The organism is Ferrimonas balearica, from assembly GCF_019802085.1.
Taxonomy (GTDB): Bacteria; Pseudomonadota; Gammaproteobacteria; order Enterobacterales; family Shewanellaceae; genus Ferrimonas; species Ferrimonas balearica_B.
On record NZ_JAHVHV010000008.1, the window covers coordinates 18,118 to 34,551 of the forward strand.

Consider the following 16,434-nt stretch of genomic DNA (forward strand, 5'->3'; position numbering starts at 1 on the left):
AAGAAATCGGAGAAATCCCATGCCAAGACGTCGCGTCGTAGGTCAACGTAAAATTCTGCCGGATCCGAAGTTCGGATCTGAGCTTCTGGCAAAGTTTGTCAACGTGGTAATGCTGGACGGTAAGAAGTCCACCGCTGAAAAGATCATCTACGGTGGTCTGGATGCGGCTGCCGAGAAGTCCGGCAAGTCCCACCTGGAAATCTTTGAAACTGCACTGGACAACATCCGTCCGACCGTGGAAGTGAAGTCCCGCCGTGTTGGTGGTTCTACCTACCAGGTACCGGTGGAAGTGCGTCCGGTTCGTCGTAACACTCTGGCCATGCGCTGGTTGGTGGAAGCGGCTCGTAAGCGTAGCGAAAAATCGATGGCTCTGCGCCTGGCAGGTGAACTGCTGGACGCGAGCGAAAACAAAGGTTCTGCGGTTAAGAAGCGTGAAGACGTTCACCGCATGGCCGAAGCGAACAAAGCGTTCGCTCATTACCGCTGGTAATAGCTTGGGCGCAGCACTTCGGTGCTGCGCCACTTTTGCAAGAACTAGGGCGTTTGACTCTAGTAAGAGGACTTTATTGTGGCTCGTACGACCCCAATTGAGCGCTATCGCAATATCGGGATTGTGGCGCACGTAGACGCCGGTAAAACGACGACTTCTGAGCGCGTGCTGTTCTACACCGGCTTGTCGCACAAGATCGGTGAAGTGCACGACGGCGCCGCGACCATGGATTGGATGGAACAGGAGCAGGAGCGGGGTATCACCATCACTTCTGCGGCCACCACCACCTTCTGGCGGGGTATGGAAGCCCAGTACCCTGAGCATCGCATCAACATCATCGACACCCCCGGACACGTGGACTTCACCATCGAGGTGGAACGTTCCCTGCGTGTGCTGGACGGCGCGGTGGTGGTGTTCTGTGGTGCCTCTGGGGTGGAACCTCAGTCTGAAACCGTATGGCGTCAGGCCGACAAGTACCACGTGCCGCGTCTGGTGTTCGTCAACAAGATGGACCGGGCCGGTGCGGACTTTGACCGTGTTGTGGAGCAGATCCGCAACCGTCTGGGTGCCACCTGTGTTCCCATCCAAATGAACGTGGGCGCTGAGGACGAATTCCAAGGCGTCATCGACCTGATCAAGATGAAGTTCATCAGCTGGAACGCAGCGGATCAGGGCATGACCTTTGACTACCTGGATGTGCCTGCCGAGCTGGCCGACAAGGCCGCTGAGATGCGGGAATACCTGGTGGAGTCCGCCGCTGAAGCCTCCGAAGAGCTGATGGAGAAGTACCTGGAAGAGGGCGAATTGTCCGAAGAAGAGATCAAGAAAGCTCTTCGCCAGCGTACCCTGAACAACGAAATCGTCCTGGCCACCTGTGGTTCTGCATTTAAGAACAAAGGGGTTCAGGCGGTCCTGGATGCGGTGGTGGAATACCTGCCGGCACCCATCGATGTTCCGGCCATCAAGGGCGTGGACATGGACGACAACGAGGTTGCTCGTGAGTCCGATGACAACGCGCCTTTTGCCGCCCTGGCATTTAAGATCGCAACCGATCCTTTTGTCGGCAGCTTGACCTTTATGCGGGTGTACTCCGGTACCGCCAACACCGGCGAGGCCGTGTACAACTCCGTCAAGCAAAAGCGCGAGCGCTTAGGTCGTATGGTGCAGATGCACTCCAACGACCGTAAAGAGATCAAAGAGGTCCGCGCTGGCGACATTGCTGCTGCCATTGGCCTGAAAGACGTCACAACGGGCGACACCCTGTGCGACATGGACCACAAAGTGGTGCTGGAGCGCATGGAGTTCCCTGAGCCGGTGATTCAGATCGCGGTTGAGCCGAGAACCAAGGCCGACCAAGAGAAGATGGGCATTGCCCTGGGCAAACTGGCCGCCGAAGACCCGTCCTTCCGCGTGGAAACGGACGAGGAATCCGGCCAGACCCTGATCTCCGGTATGGGTGAGCTGCACCTGGACATCATCGTTGACCGCATGAAGCGGGAGTTCAGCGTTGAATGTAACGTAGGTAAGCCCCAGGTCGCCTACCGCGAAACCATCCGCTCCTCCGTGGAAGTGGAAGGCAAGTTTGTGCGTCAATCCGGTGGCCGTGGTCAGTTTGGTCATGTCTGGCTGAAGCTGGAGCCCCGAGAAGCCGGTGCCGGCTACGAATTCGTCAATGAAATTGTTGGCGGCGTGGTGCCGAGGGAATATATTCCAGCTGTAGATAAAGGCATCCAGGAACAGATGGCTCAAGGTGTGCTCGCGGGCTTCCCCGTGCTGGACGTTAAAGCTACTCTGTTCGACGGTTCATACCACGATGTGGACTCCAACGAAATGGCGTTCAAGATCGCCGGCTCCCTGGGCTTCCGTAAAGGTGCCCTGGAAGCGAGCCCGGTGCTGCTGGAACCCATGATGAAAGTGGAGGTCACCACTCCTGAGGACTGGATGGGCGATGTGGTGGGTGATATCAACCGCCGTCGCGGCATCATCGAAGGTATGGATGACGGTACTGCCGGTTTGAAGATCGTGCGTGCTAAGGTGCCGCTGGCCGAGATGTTTGGCTATGCCACCGACCTCCGTTCTGCCACCCAGGGCCGTGCTTCCTACTCCATGGAGTTCAGCGAGTACGCCGAAGCCCCGCAGAACGTAGCGCAAGCGGTTATCGAAGCGCGCGGATATTGACGCCTTAAAGGCGAAAACTCAGTTCGTTAACAGACCTGATCCTCTGGGTCCGGTCGCAAATTGAAAGGAAAGACGTCGTGTCTAAAGAAAAATTTGAACGTACGAAACCCCACGTTAACGTTGGTACCATCGGCCACGTTGACCACGGTAAAACCACTCTGACCGCTGCTATCACCAACGTGCTGGCCAAGCACATGGGTGGTGAAGCCAAGGCTTTCGACCAGATCGATAACGCTCCGGAAGAGCGCGAGCGTGGTATCACCATCGCCGCTTCTCACGTTGAGTACGACACTGAGATCCGTCACTACGCTCACGTAGACTGCCCCGGCCACGCCGACTACGTAAAGAACATGATCACCGGTGCTGCTCAGATGGACGGCGCGATCCTGGTAGTAGCTGCTACCGACGGTCCGATGCCCCAGACCCGTGAGCACATCCTGCTGTCCCGTCAGGTTGGCGTACCCTACATCATCGTGTTCATGAACAAGTGCGACATGGTTGATGACGAAGAGCTGCTCGAGCTGGTAGAGATGGAAGTACGCGAGCTGCTGTCCGAGTACGACTTCCCGGGCGACGACACTCCGGTCATCCAGGGTTCCGCTCTGAAAGCACTGGAAGGCGACGCCGAGTGGGAGAAGAAGATCCTGGAGCTGGCCGAAGCCCTGGACACCTACATCCCCGAGCCGGAGCGTGCCATCGACGGTGCCTTCATCCTGCCGATCGAAGACGTATTCTCCATCCAGGGCCGTGGTACCGTAGTAACCGGTCGTGTAGAGCGCGGCATCATCAAAGTTGGTGATGAAGTGGAAATCGTGGGCATCAAAGAGACCCAGAAGACCACCTGTACTGGCGTAGAGATGTTCCGCAAGCTGCTGGACGAAGGCCGTGCCGGTGAGAACTGTGGTGTTCTGCTGCGTGGTACCAAGCGTGAAGAAGTTGAGCGTGGTCAGGTACTGGCTCAGCCGGGTTCCATCACCCCGCACACCAAGTTCACCTCTGAGGTTTACGTACTGTCCAAAGAAGAAGGTGGTCGTCACACCCCGTTCTTCAAAGGCTACCGTCCTCAGTTCTACTTCCGTACCACCGACATCACTGGCACCATCGAGCTGCCGGAAGGTGTTGAGATGGTAATGCCGGGTGACAACATTCAGATGACTGTTACCCTGATCGCGCCGATCGCGATGGAAGAAGGCCTGCGTTTCGCTATCCGTGAGGGTGGCCGTACCGTAGGTGCTGGTGTTGTTGCCACCATCGTTGAGTAATCAACGATAGCGGTTTCACGCTAAAGAGGGGCGCCGTCAGGCGCCCTTTTTTTGTGCCTGCTTCACTGTGAAACCCAAGCGCACTCGAGACTGGAAAATTTCCTCATTACCCCGCCAAGCCACGCTGCGCATTAGCCATTTTTGACTACGCTTAGATCTCATTCTGTCTGGGTCTGTGGTTGAATTATGGGGGCGGTAGCGGATGGAAAAAGTCGATGAGGTGGCCTCACCAGGGCCTGCGGTCTTATCGCCGGCGGGCCCCTGCCGCATCTCCGTGTTGATCGCTTCCCTTGGCCGTCCCTCCCTGATCTGCGCATTGCGCTCCGTATTGACCGATGCCGCTGTCCCGCTTGAGGTGGTGTTGGTGCTCGACGACCCCGACGTCGCCCCCGATAAGCTGCTCGCCCCCCTGCCGCTGACCCAGCGCAGTCGAGTCCGTGTCCTGCAGAACGAACGCAACCTGGGGCTGACCCGCTCCCTCAACCGCGGCATCGAACACTGCCAGGGTGAGATCCTGGCCCGCCTGGACGACGACGACCGATTCGCCCCACGACGCCTGGAAAGGGTATTGGAAACCTTTGACGCCCACCCGGAGGTGGATGTGGTGGTCAGCGATACCCAGGTGGTGGCCGGGGAGCGCCAGTATCGCCTGACGGTACCCCGGGGCCACGACCACATCAGCCGGGCGCTGCAGCGGCGCAATGTGTTGGTCCATTCCGCCTTCAATGTGCGCCTGAGCACCCTCAAAGCGGTGGGGGGCTACAACGACGCTTATCGCTATGCCCAGGATTACGAGCTTTACCTGCGCCTTTTGCGCCATGGCGCCCGCTTCCTGGCCCTCAGTGAGCCTTTGGCAGAGCGGGTGGAAGCCGAGGGCACCATCACCATCAACCGCCGTCAGCACCAGGCGCTGTACTCCCTGGCGGCGCTTTGCCTGCATCACGCCACAACCTGGCAGGGGGAGGGAGCCCAGGTCCGGGCCGTGTGCGCGGCTTTTGCGCGCTTTGCCGCTCCCCAGTCGCTGCGGCGCAGCGTGCGTTGGTGGCGGGCCATCTCCCGGAGGGCGGACGGATGAGCAGCACGACGATTCTGGTGGTGTTCTCCTACGGCATGTCCGTCAGCCGCTGGAAGTCCATGGGGATCCTGGCCAAAGAGAAGGTGATCTTTGAGGCCTACTTGAGCTCGGGCCTGGCGGACCAGGTGCTTTGGTTTACCTATGACCCCAATGACGCGGCACTGGTGGCCGAGGAGCAGGCGGCGGGCCGACTGGCGGCGGGGATCCGGGTGTTGCCGGCCCCGAGCTGGGCCTCGGGCGCGCTGGGTAAGCTGGCCTATTCCCTGGTGGGCCCCTGGTTGAAGCGGGATGATTTTGCCGGCGCCCAGGCGGTGATCAATCACCAGACCAGCGGTTGCTGGACCGGGCTCATTGCTCGCACGCTTACCGGCACCCGCTTTGTGTATCGTTACGGCCACTCCCTGTGGCGGCGCCACCTGGATCGGCGGCAATACGCCCGCTTGGCGTTCTCCTGGCCGTTGGATCGCCTGGCTCTGGCCTGTTCCGATCATGCTTTGGTGTGCACCCACAGCGACTACCAGGCCACCCCGAGAAGCAGCAAAATCAGCCACTGTCCCAACTTTATCGATCTGGCGGGGGTGCCGCAGATCAGCTGGCCCCCCGCCAAGCGCGCCGACCGCGCGGTGTACGTAGGGCGCCTGATGCCCTTTAAGAACCTCTTCTCCCTGGTGGAGGCGTGCGCCGACGCCCGCTTGCCGCTGGATCTCTATGGTGACGGCCCCTTAAGGGAGGAGTTGGAAGCCCTGGCCAACCGTCTGGGGGCCGATTGCCGGTTTCTTGGGGTTCGCCCCAATGAAGAGGTCCGGGCGGCCCTGGTGGAGTACCGCTGGTTCTTCCTGGTGAGCAACTACGAGGCCATGCCCAAGGCGCTGCTGGAGGGGATGGCCGCCGGGTGTGCCTGCATCGTCAGCCCCAACTACGGCTGTGCCGAGGTGGTGGAGGACGGTGTGGATGGCCTGATCACCGAGGACTTCAGCGCGGACGCCATTGTGGCGGCCATTGAACGGGGTCGGCAGGCGGATCTGGATGCGCTCAGCCAGGCCGCGGTGAGCAAGGTGCGGCATCACTATTCGCTGGACAGGGTCCTGGCGCTGCATCGACGCGCACTGGTAGGGAGGTCGGCATGAATCAACGCGCCCTGGTTTGGCAGCCAACCACGCCCATCAGTTTGGTGCTGGGCAGCTTCCTGCTCTACTGGGTTCTGGCGATCACCATGGTCAAGCTGGAACTGGTTCTGCCGGTGCGGGTCTGGGTGCTGCTGGTGGGGCTGGGCAGCCTGTTGCTGCTTTATCGGGTGCAGACGGCGGACCTGTTTAACGACAACCCCCACCTGCCCGCCTTGGGGGCCCTGACGGTGATCGGGGTGCTCACCTCGCTGTGGGGAACCCTGGATTGGGCCGGCACCCTGCTGATGACCATCAAGTGGATGCTCCAGCCCGCCATGACCTTCCTCTTCACTCTTCTGATCTGCCGCTTGATTGGCGTACGACCGGTGGCGCAGGTCTTTGTCCTGGTGATCGCCCTGACCTGCACGGTGGCGGTAATGCAGGGGCTGGATATCCAGGCGGCCTGGGATCTCAAATACCGGTTCGAAACCTGGCAGGGGCTGGATCGCGACCAAGTGGTGGCTTTGGAGCAGGTGCGCGGCAGTGGCGAATTCGATGACCAATACCGGGCCCGCGGCCTCTCCTACTCCCCGGTGCATCTGGGCTATCAGATCGCCCTGGTGGTGGCACTGTTCTATTACGCCCGCAGTCGGGCGCCGCAGTTGCAACCCTTCTCACCGCTGGTGGTGAAGGGGCTGCTGGTGCTGCTGTTTGCCGCCGCCATCTTCTCAGGCACCCGGTCGACCATCGGTGGCCTGCTTCTGTTGTGGCCGGCCCACCTGCTGCTGAACGGACGAAACCGGGGGATGGGGCTGATGCTGGTCTTGGCTGGCATTGCCATCGCCCCGCTGCTGTTCGTATTAGCCGCCCAGGTGCTGGAGCTGCGCATCTTCAGCACCTCGGACACCAGCCTGGCGGCCCGCGTGCCCCTGTCGCTGTTGGGGCTGCAGCTGTTTTTGGATAACCCCCTGGGCCACGGTTGGCTGGTGGAAGCCAGTGATCTGGCGGATCAGTATTGGCACCAGCTCTACCGCATCAATAACGCCGAGGTGGTGGTCTACCGGGGGATCCACAACCATGCGGTCAAGATGCTGTTTGTCTACGGCCTGCTGGGGGCGGCGGTGTTCCTGGCCTATCTGTTGAGATTGAAGCGCCAGTACGGCATGGCCATCTGGGTGGCACTGGTGCCCTACGCCTTCCATGCCCTGTTCCATAACGACGGCATCTTCCTTGGGGGGAACTACATCTGGGTTTGGCTGGCGATGATCCACTTTGACTATCTGGAGCGCAGGGCCCATGACCAAGCCGATTAAAGTCGCCTGGGTGGGCGGTCGGGGTTACCACTCCAGCTATGGCGGGGTGGAGAACGCCATCCGCCAGTTGGCTCGGGCCACGGCGAGCATGCCCGACATCGACTCCTGGGTGACCGGCCGGGGCCAGGGCCTGGGGTTTGTGGAGCGGCAGGAGTCGGGGCTGCAACTGGTAGAGGCCCCCAAGTGGCTCGGCCGGATGGGGCAGGGGCTTTGCACCCTGGGATTGCTGCTCTATGTGCTGGTGCGGGTACGGCCGGATACCCTGTTCCTGTTTGCCTCAGGGCCCAGTTTGCTCTCTTTTCTCGGCCGGCTGTTTGGCGCTCGCACCGTGGCCTGTCTGCGTGCCATCGACAGCCAGCGGGATGGCTGGAAAGGGCTTAACCAGCAGGTACTCAAGCTGGGGGAGTACTCGGCAACCCGGGTGGCCCACCAGTGCACGGTCAACAGCCTGGCGATGCAGCGCCATTTCGCCGCGCAGGGGCTGGAGACGGTGTACATCCCCAATGGCATTACCCCGCTTGAGCCCGACAGACCGGGCTTCCTGGCGCAGAAGGGGCTGGAGTCCGGCCGCTTCCTGCTCTACGCGGGGCGGCTTGATCCCGTCAAGCGGTTGGACGTGCTGCTGGCGGCGCACCACAGCTTGCCCAAAGAGTCGAGGCTGCCGCTGGTGGTGGCGGGGGGCAAGTGCAAAAACCGGGCGTACCAGGCCCAGTTGGAAGCGATGGCCGCCGATGACGTCCACTTTCTTGGCCACCTTGGCCAGCAGGAGCTGTCGACGCTGATGCGTCACTGCGCCCTGTTTGTGCTGCCCTCGGTCTTGGAGGGGATGTCCAACAGCCTGCTGACCGCCATGGGGGCGGGGCGCTGCGTCCTTTGTGCCGATGTACCTGAGAACGCCGATGTGGTGTCCGGGGATCCCAGGGTGCTGTTCGAGGCCGACAACGTTGAGGCTCTCAGGGGCAAACTGACCGAATACCTGCAACATCCGCCGTACCGTGACGAAGTCGCGCTGGCGATGAAGACCTTATCGCAGCAGTTCAGCTGGCAGCGCTCCGCGCACGCGTTTTGCCAACTGGCAAGAGAGGGGAGGGGTTATGAATAAGACCGCCTTGGTGACCGTGGTGATCACCACCTACAACCGGCCCGATCGCCTGGGCAAGGCGATGGCCAGCGTCGCCAAGCAGGATCACCCCAATATCGAACTGATCGTGGTGGATGACTGCTCCACCGAGGACTACTCCGAGGCGCTGCGCTCACCTCCCATGCCACTGCGCTATTTGCGCCAGCCTCGTAACCAGGGCGCCTGTGCAGCGCGCAACCGGGGGATCCGGGAAGCCAAAGGCGAGTTCATCGCCTTTTTGGACGACGATGATCAGTGGGTGCCGGAGAAGATCAGCCGTCAGCTGGCGGCCCTGGGGGATGCTGATCTCTGTCTTTGCGGCTACCGGGTGATTGAGAACGGGCACGTCCAGACCCTGCCGCTCAAGCGGATCAGCGCCGAGCGACTGTATCGTTACAACCGGGTCTGCGGCACCAGTGGGGTGCTGGGGCGGGCCAAGGCGCTTAAGGCCGAGGGGTTTGATGAGTCACTGGTGTGTTCCCAAGACTGGGACCTTTTCCTGCGCTATGCCCTTAAGCAGCCGCTGAGCTACGTGCCGGAACCGCTGTGCCTGTTCAGCGACGGTTCCCACGGCCGGATCAGCAACAGCGCCAAGGAGTTGTCCATTGAGCAGATCGAGCGTCGGTTGCGGGCGGTGGAGAAACACCGCTCGGTGATCGGAGAGGAGTGTTACCGGTCAAAGGTCGCCGCCACCGCCCTGGCCTACATCGGCTCTCGCAAGGACAAGTGGACCCCCCTGCGCTTTGCCTTGGATCGGGCGGGCTGGAGGGCCACCCTGGGTTACCTGCTGAGCAAGACCGGGCGGCGCGGCAGCGCCGCCAACCAAGAAAAGCTGGCGGAGGAGTGATGGGGTGAAGTTCAGCGTCATCATCCCGGTGTTTAACGACTTTGATCGGCTGGAACACTGTGTCGAAGCGCTTCTTGGGCAACAGACCGAGGAGACGTTCGAGCTGCTGGTGGTGGATAACGGCAGCCAGCCCCCCCTGCCCTTGAACAGTTGGGCGGATCCCAAGGTTCGCATATTGTCTGAGCCCAGCCCGGGGTCGTACGCGGCTCGCAACCGGGGCGTGGGGGCCGCACAGGGTGAGGTCCTCCTGTTCGTGGACGCCGACTGCTTGCCGGAACCGGACTGGATCCGCCGCGCGGGCGAAGCCCTTTCGCGCACCGGAGCGGATCTGGTGGCGGGCAAAGTGGAACTGTATGCCGCCAACCCGGAGCGGCCCAATGCCGCCGAACTGTTCGACATGCTCTGCGGCTTGGATCAGCGTCGGGCGGTCAGCCGGGATCACGCCTTTACCGCGAACCTGGCGGTCCGCCGCAGGGTCATGGATCAACTGCAGGGCTTTAACGCGTCGGCCACCTCCGGCAGCGATGTAGAGCTGACCCGCCGTGCCGTGACCCAGGGGTTTACCCTGGCCTACTGTGACCGGATGCTCGTGCGGCATCCGGCCCGTAACTCCCTGTCCGAATACCGGCGTAAGATCCGGCGCTTGGTCAGTGGCTCCTACCAACTGCGTGACGAATCGGAGTACTTTCGCAGCTCCTTTACTCTGCTTAGGATCCTGGGCAACTGCCTGAGACCCCCGCTGACGGCGATGCGGGTTTATCACTGTGACCGGGCCGCCCCCTTCAGCTGGCTTCAGCGGTTCAAGGCGATTGCCGTGCTGTTTCACAACAAGTACTACATGCAGTGGCTGCGGGTGGAGTACCGCTTCGGCCTGCAATCTGAGCAGTACAGGTAATATCGGTGAGCCTGGTTAAGAAAACCATCACCGCCGTCAGTTGGACCCTGGGGGGACGCCAGCTTCAGCAGCTGGCCACTTTGGTGATCACCGCCATACTGGCCAAGCTGCTCAGTCCGGAGGATTTCGGTTTGATGGGCATGGTGACCGTGCTCTCGGGCATGGCCATGATCCTGTCGGATACCGGGTTTTCAGCTGCGGTGATCCAGCGCAAGGATCTGAGCCAGATCCATTACTCCACGTTATTCTGGGTCAACATGGGGATCAGCGTGCTGGTGGCCGGGGCCTTTTTCCTGGCGGCACCGGCCATCGCGGACTTCTACCATCGGCCGGAGCTGGTGGCCATCAGCCAGGCGCTCTCCTGCACCTTTGTCTTGTCGGCCCTCAATACCATCCCTCAGGCCCTAATGCGCAAAAAGATGCGGTTCAAGCGCCTGACCATCATGGACACCGGGGTACACCTGGCCACCGGGCTGGTGGTGGTGACCCTGGCGCTGATGGGGTATGGAGTATGGGCCCTGGTGGCCCAGCCGATCATCCAGCAGAGCTTCAAGGCGGTGGCCCTGTGGAACAACTGCCCTTGGCGCCCCGAGTGGCGCTTCTCCCTGGCCGCCCTCAAAGACGTGTTCAGTTTCAGCATCAATATTTTGGGGATCCAGTACCTGCAGTACTTCATGCACAATCTGGACTATCTGCTGGTGGGGCGGTTTTTGGGGGCCGAGGCTCTGGGCTACTACACCCTGGCCTACAAACTGATGTTTGTGCCCATCCGAAATATCTGCCAGGAGATCGTCAAGGTATTATTTCCTGCACTGTCCCAATTACAAGACGATGCCGTCGCTTTAACTCGCGGTATTATAAGGGCATTGAGGTCGACTTGTTTTATAGTTTTCCCCATGCTGATGGGCATGTATATGGTCGCCGACGCCTTTATTTTAAGTATCTTCGGCGAGACCTGGTTTAAAACCATCGAAGTACTCAAAGTGCTTTGTCTGGTTGGGTTGGTTCAGTCCGTTATCACGGTATTGTCGGTCGTCTTTAAATCTTTGGGCAGACCGGAAGTTGAATTGAAAGTCAATATTGTACGCTTGATCGTCATGTCGATGGTGCTCTATACCGCCATCGATTGGGGGTTGGTCGCCTTTACCTGGGCTCTGTTCTTCGTCACCGCCCTGTTCCTAGCGGTGTACCTGAAATCGGTTTCGGTACTGCTGGGCACTCAGCCCGCCACGCTGCTCAAAGCCTTGCTGCCTTCGCTGGTTATCTCCAGCCTGATGGCATTGGCACTCTGGTGGCTGCGCGGTGTACTCAATGCCGGGGCCTACACCGGGCTGTCGGAACTTTTGGTGCTAGTGCTAGTGGGGGCGGTGCTCTATGCCCTGGGTCTGGGGGCGCTTTGGCTGCACTACCGACGTTTGAACCAGAGCCTGGTGTAGCCGTTGTCTCCTGGCCTTATCGACGGCGAAGGCGGCTTTCCGCCATAACTGCTACTAATCCTTTCTATATCACTGAAAAAAAAGCCATTAAAAATAATTCCTGAGCGATTCACTCAAACTCTCTATGTTAAGCCCATATCACCAACTTCGCCTTGGATACGCAGCCGAGCCAAAAATCACCTCACCTTTATAATTGATTGAGAAAAATGAATATAACTTGAGGTTCATCTTCGAGTTCAACTCAATCAAAAAATAATAATTCGGCATTACAGTGTGTTATGAAAAATCTCCCAGCTTACGCTGATTATTTAGGGCCTTGCGCTATGCTTTTTTACGTTAAACCTGCCAAAAGGCATCTGATGTAACAGGGAAGTATCATCTCAATCACCCGCTGTTGGAACCGTCATTCCAGATTGGGAGCAACCAGTGATGCTAAGCCGATACCTTGCTCGATATGGGATTGTATTCAGTTTATTTTTTCTTCTGGTAACCGGGGCTCATGCACAGCTCAGGGTCAGCGCGGAGGCCGATAAAAACCCCTCCCAGGCGCTGGCAGGCAACACGGTGGAGGGGGTGGTGTACATCTTCTATGAACCCGCCCAGCCACTGAGCCAAGTAAAATTCTTCCTCGATCAAGGTACTGGCGGTTCGTCGTTCCAGACGGAGAACATCAGCCCCTATGACTTCGCTGGCACCGCCGGCGGGGGCAATGGTCAGCCTTTCGACACCAACAGCCTCTCTGACGGCTCCCACTTCATCACCGTCCTGGTGACACCGCAATCGGGTGACCCCTTCGAGGCCCAAGCGAGCTTTACCGTGGACAATGGGGGGGGCAGCACTCCGAGTCTGACCTTCACCCCCACCAGTCGCAGCGTCTCTTTGGCGGCCGGTCAGACCCAGGGTGGCAGCGCCAGCCTGGATGTCAGCAGTGGTGGCGGGGTAACGGCGAACCTGTCCAGCTCCGCCAGCTGGCTGCAGTTGGGCAGCCAGACTCAGTCGGCGCCCGGTAACGTCAACTACACCGTCGATACGGCCGGCCTGAGTGCCGGCAGCTACAGTGGCACCATCACGGCCTCAGCCTCTGGCTATCAGGGTGCCACCCATCAGGTAAACCTGACGGTGTCCGGTTCCAGCTCGGGTTACAGCCTGCTGGTCAGCACTCAGCCCGACCGTTCCAGCCCCAGCCCGCTTACGGGTCAGAGCCTCTCCGGCAACGTCTACATCTTTGTCAGCCCCGAGTCGGGGATCTCCAAGGTACGCTTCTATCTGGATGACCCGGATCGTAGTGGCTCGGCCGCCAAGACCGAAAGCGTGGCGCCCTACGATTTTGCCGGCACCGAGTCGAACCGCGACGCTAAACCTTTCAGCGTCGACAGCCTGACCCAGGGGAGCCATCAGGTGACGGCTCAGGTGCAAACGGCCGATGGGAACGTGATCCTCCAGGGCAGCTTTACCGTCGGCCAGGGGGGCGCTGCACTGCAGGCCTCGCCCGGCTCAATCAACTTCAATAGTCTGCCGGATAACGGGGTCTTGAGTGCCAACAGCACCATCACCGCCTCCGACGGCGCCTCGGTGATCTTCAGCGAAGACCACGACGCCAACTGGCTGTCACTGGACCTCGGTGGCGACACCACCCCCCAGAGCGTCACCTTCCTGGCCAACACCAACGGCCTCTCTCCGGGTTCCTACTCGGATACCGTGACCTTCTTCTCCTCCGGCTACGACTCGGTGCAAGTGCCAGTGTCGCTGGTGATCACCGATCCCGGTGGTGGCGGCGGAGGCGGCGGTGACTGCGGTCCGGTGCCCTGTGCCGGGATCAAGGTTTCCCTACCCTACACCCTGGAATTTGACCAGGACTCCGGCGGGCTCGAGGACAGCAATGGGCTGGGCACGGGCTTCACCTATCTGCAGCCCACCAGTAACGGCAGCGGCTACCTGCCCGGCCTGCTGGACATGAACACCTCCACCGAACGGCTGGTGATCACCACCACCAAGGGGCTCCAGCACCAGGGGATCAACAACCTGGATAATGCTGTGGGCATCGGCTATGCCGGCCCCAATGACGTGGCCCGCATCAGCACCATTTTGGTGGACCCGCCAACCGGCACCGGCAAGTACGAGCAAGCGGGGCTGTGGTTTGGCTATGACGAGGACCACTTCGTCAAGCTGGTCTACAACTCCACCCCCGGCGGCCAGGTGGTGGAATTCATCTACGAACTGGGCGGCGTGGTGCTGGGCAAGTTCGACCCCAGCGTCGGAGACCTGTCCAGTGACACTCTGGAACTGGTGCTGATCGCCAATCCGGACACCCAGACCATCAACGCCCGCTACAGCATCAACGGCGGCAGCGAGGTGAATGTTGGCAGCTTCGATCTGGAGCCGGAATTCTTCAGCTTTGATGCGGCGGGGATCGATCCTGTGGTCGGCACCCGAACCTTTACCGGTCTGATGGCGAGCCACCGTAACGGTGCGGCGTCCATGCAGTTCCAGTTCGAGTCGTTCAGCGTCGAGAGCCTCGGCAGCTCCGGCGGCGGTGGCGGCGGTCCCGGCACCGGAGACTGGAGCTTTGACAAGGTCAGCAGTCACGAGCTGGATTTCCCCACCTCCATGGTGTGGGGCCCCGACGGCCGGCTGTATGTCACCGAACTATTCGGCACCATCCATGCGTTGACCTTTAACGACAACCTTCAGGTGGTAAGCGATCAGGTGATCACCGGCCTGACCGACCGCCACGGGCCGCGCATGACCCTGGGCATCGAGGTGTACCATGACAATCCAACGGACCCCGATGACTTCTCGCTGTGGGTGAACCACTCCAGCTCGTCCACCAGCAATGGGGAGATCAACTCTGGCGAAGTCACCCGCCTGTTTGGCAACAACTTTGCCAGCTCCGAGGTGGTGATCTCCGGGTTGCCCAGGGCCAAGGCCAATCATGGTCCCAACAGCTTGCACTTCGGGCCCGATGACAAGTTGTACATCGCCATTGGTGGCATCACCGGGGCGGGCGCTGCGGTGGATCCAAACATCGCCGATACCGAGTTTGGCGATCGGGCGGAGCAGCCGCTGTCGGCGGCCATCCTGGTGGCGGATGTCTTTGCCTCCAACTTCGATGGCACCTGCGACAACAGCCCGAACATCTTCGGTCCCAACCCCTGTGATGTGGAGAACTGGGTCACCGGGCTGCGTAATGCCTACGACTTCGTGTTCCACCGCAACGGCGAGGCCTATGCCACCGACAATGGCCTGGGTGTGCAGGGGGCTTACCCGCCCCAGCCCACCCCGGACTGCAGCGGCCTGGGGGATCCGGCGCCCTACGACGAGGGGGGTGACAACCCGGGTACCCAGCCGGATCTGCTGCTGAAACTGGAGCAGGGCAAGTATTACGGTCACCCGAACCCGACCCGTGACGAATGCGTCTTCAAGGACGGCAGCTACCAAGGGGTTTCGCCGCTGTCCAACTACGAGCCCGAGATCTTCGTACTCGGTAACAACAAGTCAGCCAACGCGTTGATCGAGTTCCGCTCCGGTCGAGCCTGTGGCGCACTGAACGGCGATCTGATGACCACCTACTACTCCAAAGACGACGGGGTGACCCGGCTGCAGCTCGACAGCAGCGGTAACCAAGTGGTGCTGGCGGAGAAGGTGTATTCGGATCTGGTGGACCCCTTGCCGCTGACCGAACGCAACGGCAACCTTTATGTGGGTGAATTTGGCTCCGGCGTGGTCTCGGTGCTGGAACTGAGCGGCTCCTCCTGCTGGTTCGAGCTGGCGGACGCTCCGGCGTCCCTGCTGGACAGCGGTTCGGCCGTGCTCAATGGGCGCCTGCACCTGGTGGGGGGCAAGACCGCCTCCGGCCACGTGAACACCCACTACGCTTACGACATCGATGATGATCAGTGGGTCACCCTGGCCGCCAAGCCCGGGACCGCAGTGGAGAACCTGGCAGTGGCCGCCTACAACGGAGATCTCTACGCCTTTGGTGGCTCCTCCGGCCCCTTCTCCGGCGCCGTCAATGACAGCTACCGGTACGATCCCGGCAGCAACAGCTGGCAGAGCATCGCCGACATGCCGGTGGCCCTTGGGGGGATCCGTGCCGAGGTGATCGGCAACAAGATCTACATCGCCGGCGGCATGGACGGCAACGGCGCCTCGGTGAACAGCCTGCTGATCTACGATCCGGCCAACAACAGTTGGCAAACCGGACCGTCGATGAGTCAGGTGCGGGACAACCCGGGCACCGCCGCGGTGAATGGCAAGCTCTATGTGATGGGCGGTCGCCATCGTCAGTCCAATGGCGACACCGTTGAGGGCGAGCTCAACACCATGGAGATCTACGATCCGGGCAGCAATAGCTGGAGCAACGGAGCGAACCTGCCCACCGGGCGTCGTACCTTTGCAGTGGGTACCCTGAATGGTCGTATCCAGATCATCGGGGGTGAGTTCGCCAGCGGGGTGCCTGGCAACGTCTTTACCCAGTATGAGGAGTACAACCCGGCCACAAACAGCTGGCAGTTCCTTGGGGATGCGCAGTTCCCCACCCACGGGGCCGGTTTTGGCACCTACCAGGGACAGTTGATACTGGCGACCGGTGGACCCTCTGCAGGTTCCTCTTATTCAAATAAAACCTACTCGGTCTCAGGCCAGTGACTACACTGAAAGGGCGCAGGAAGCGCCCTTTGTTTTTGACCCTTGAACGCTAGTCAGTTGATGTA

Annotated in this window: 11 protein-coding genes; all 11 read left to right on the plus strand. The window is 60.5% G+C overall.

Features of this window, described 5'->3' with window-relative positions:
• The first annotated feature begins 19 nt into the window (after nt 1–19).
• The 11 genes from rpsG to KUV81_RS19885 all read left to right on the plus strand — a co-directional run bounded on the left by rpsG (nt 20) and on the right by KUV81_RS19885 (nt 16,369).
• On the plus strand, nt 20–490 hold the full coding sequence (gene rpsG, locus KUV81_RS19345) for a 30S ribosomal protein S7 (protein WP_222545544.1): 471 nt from the start codon (nt 20–22) through the stop codon (nt 488–490).
• 78 nt (nt 491–568) lie between these two features.
• Nucleotides 569–2,668: an elongation factor G gene (gene fusA, locus KUV81_RS19350; RefSeq protein ID WP_222545545.1), complete on the plus strand. Its 2,100-nt coding sequence runs from the start codon at nt 569–571 to the stop codon at nt 2,666–2,668.
• Between the two features lie 77 nt (nt 2,669–2,745).
• Nucleotides 2,746–3,930 (plus strand): elongation factor Tu, encoded by a 1,185-nt coding sequence (gene tuf, locus KUV81_RS19355; RefSeq protein WP_222545546.1) that lies wholly within the window; start codon nt 2,746–2,748, stop codon nt 3,928–3,930.
• Between the two features lie 202 nt (nt 3,931–4,132).
• Nucleotides 4,133–5,005 carry a glycosyltransferase gene (locus KUV81_RS19360; protein ID WP_222545547.1) on the plus strand — a complete coding sequence of 291 codons (873 nt, stop codon included), beginning with the start codon at nt 4,133–4,135 and terminating at the stop codon, nt 5,003–5,005.
• Nucleotides 5,002–6,132, plus strand: coding sequence for a glycosyltransferase family 4 protein (locus KUV81_RS19365; protein WP_222545548.1), 1,131 nt, complete (start codon nt 5,002–5,004; stop codon nt 6,130–6,132). The genes KUV81_RS19360 and KUV81_RS19365 overlap by 4 nt, the downstream gene beginning before the upstream one ends.
• Nucleotides 6,129–7,424 (plus strand): O-antigen ligase family protein, encoded by a 1,296-nt coding sequence (locus KUV81_RS19370; protein ID WP_222545549.1) that lies wholly within the window; start codon nt 6,129–6,131, stop codon nt 7,422–7,424. The genes KUV81_RS19365 and KUV81_RS19370 overlap by 4 nt, the downstream gene beginning before the upstream one ends.
• The gene (locus KUV81_RS19375) at nt 7,408–8,526 is read left to right on the plus strand and encodes a glycosyltransferase family 4 protein (protein WP_222545550.1); all 1,119 of its coding nucleotides are present in this window, start codon (nt 7,408–7,410) and stop codon (nt 8,524–8,526) included. The genes KUV81_RS19370 and KUV81_RS19375 overlap by 17 nt, the downstream gene beginning before the upstream one ends.
• Nucleotides 8,519–9,391, plus strand: coding sequence for a glycosyltransferase family 2 protein (locus KUV81_RS19380; protein WP_222545551.1), 873 nt, complete (start codon nt 8,519–8,521; stop codon nt 9,389–9,391). The genes KUV81_RS19375 and KUV81_RS19380 overlap by 8 nt, the downstream gene beginning before the upstream one ends.
• 4 nt (nt 9,392–9,395) lie before the next feature.
• The gene (locus KUV81_RS19385) at nt 9,396–10,286 is read left to right on the plus strand and encodes a glycosyltransferase (protein ID WP_222545552.1); all 891 of its coding nucleotides are present in this window, start codon (nt 9,396–9,398) and stop codon (nt 10,284–10,286) included.
• 5 nt (nt 10,287–10,291) lie between these two features.
• The gene (locus tag KUV81_RS19390; RefSeq protein ID WP_222545553.1) at nt 10,292–11,722 is read left to right on the plus strand and encodes an MOP flippase family protein; all 1,431 of its coding nucleotides are present in this window, start codon (nt 10,292–10,294) and stop codon (nt 11,720–11,722) included.
• A 576-nt stretch (nt 11,723–12,298) separates the two neighbouring features.
• The gene (locus KUV81_RS19885; protein ID WP_222545554.1) at nt 12,299–16,369 is read left to right on the plus strand and encodes a kelch repeat-containing protein; all 4,071 of its coding nucleotides are present in this window, start codon (nt 12,299–12,301) and stop codon (nt 16,367–16,369) included.
• Nucleotides 16,370–16,434: the final 65 nt, after the last annotated feature.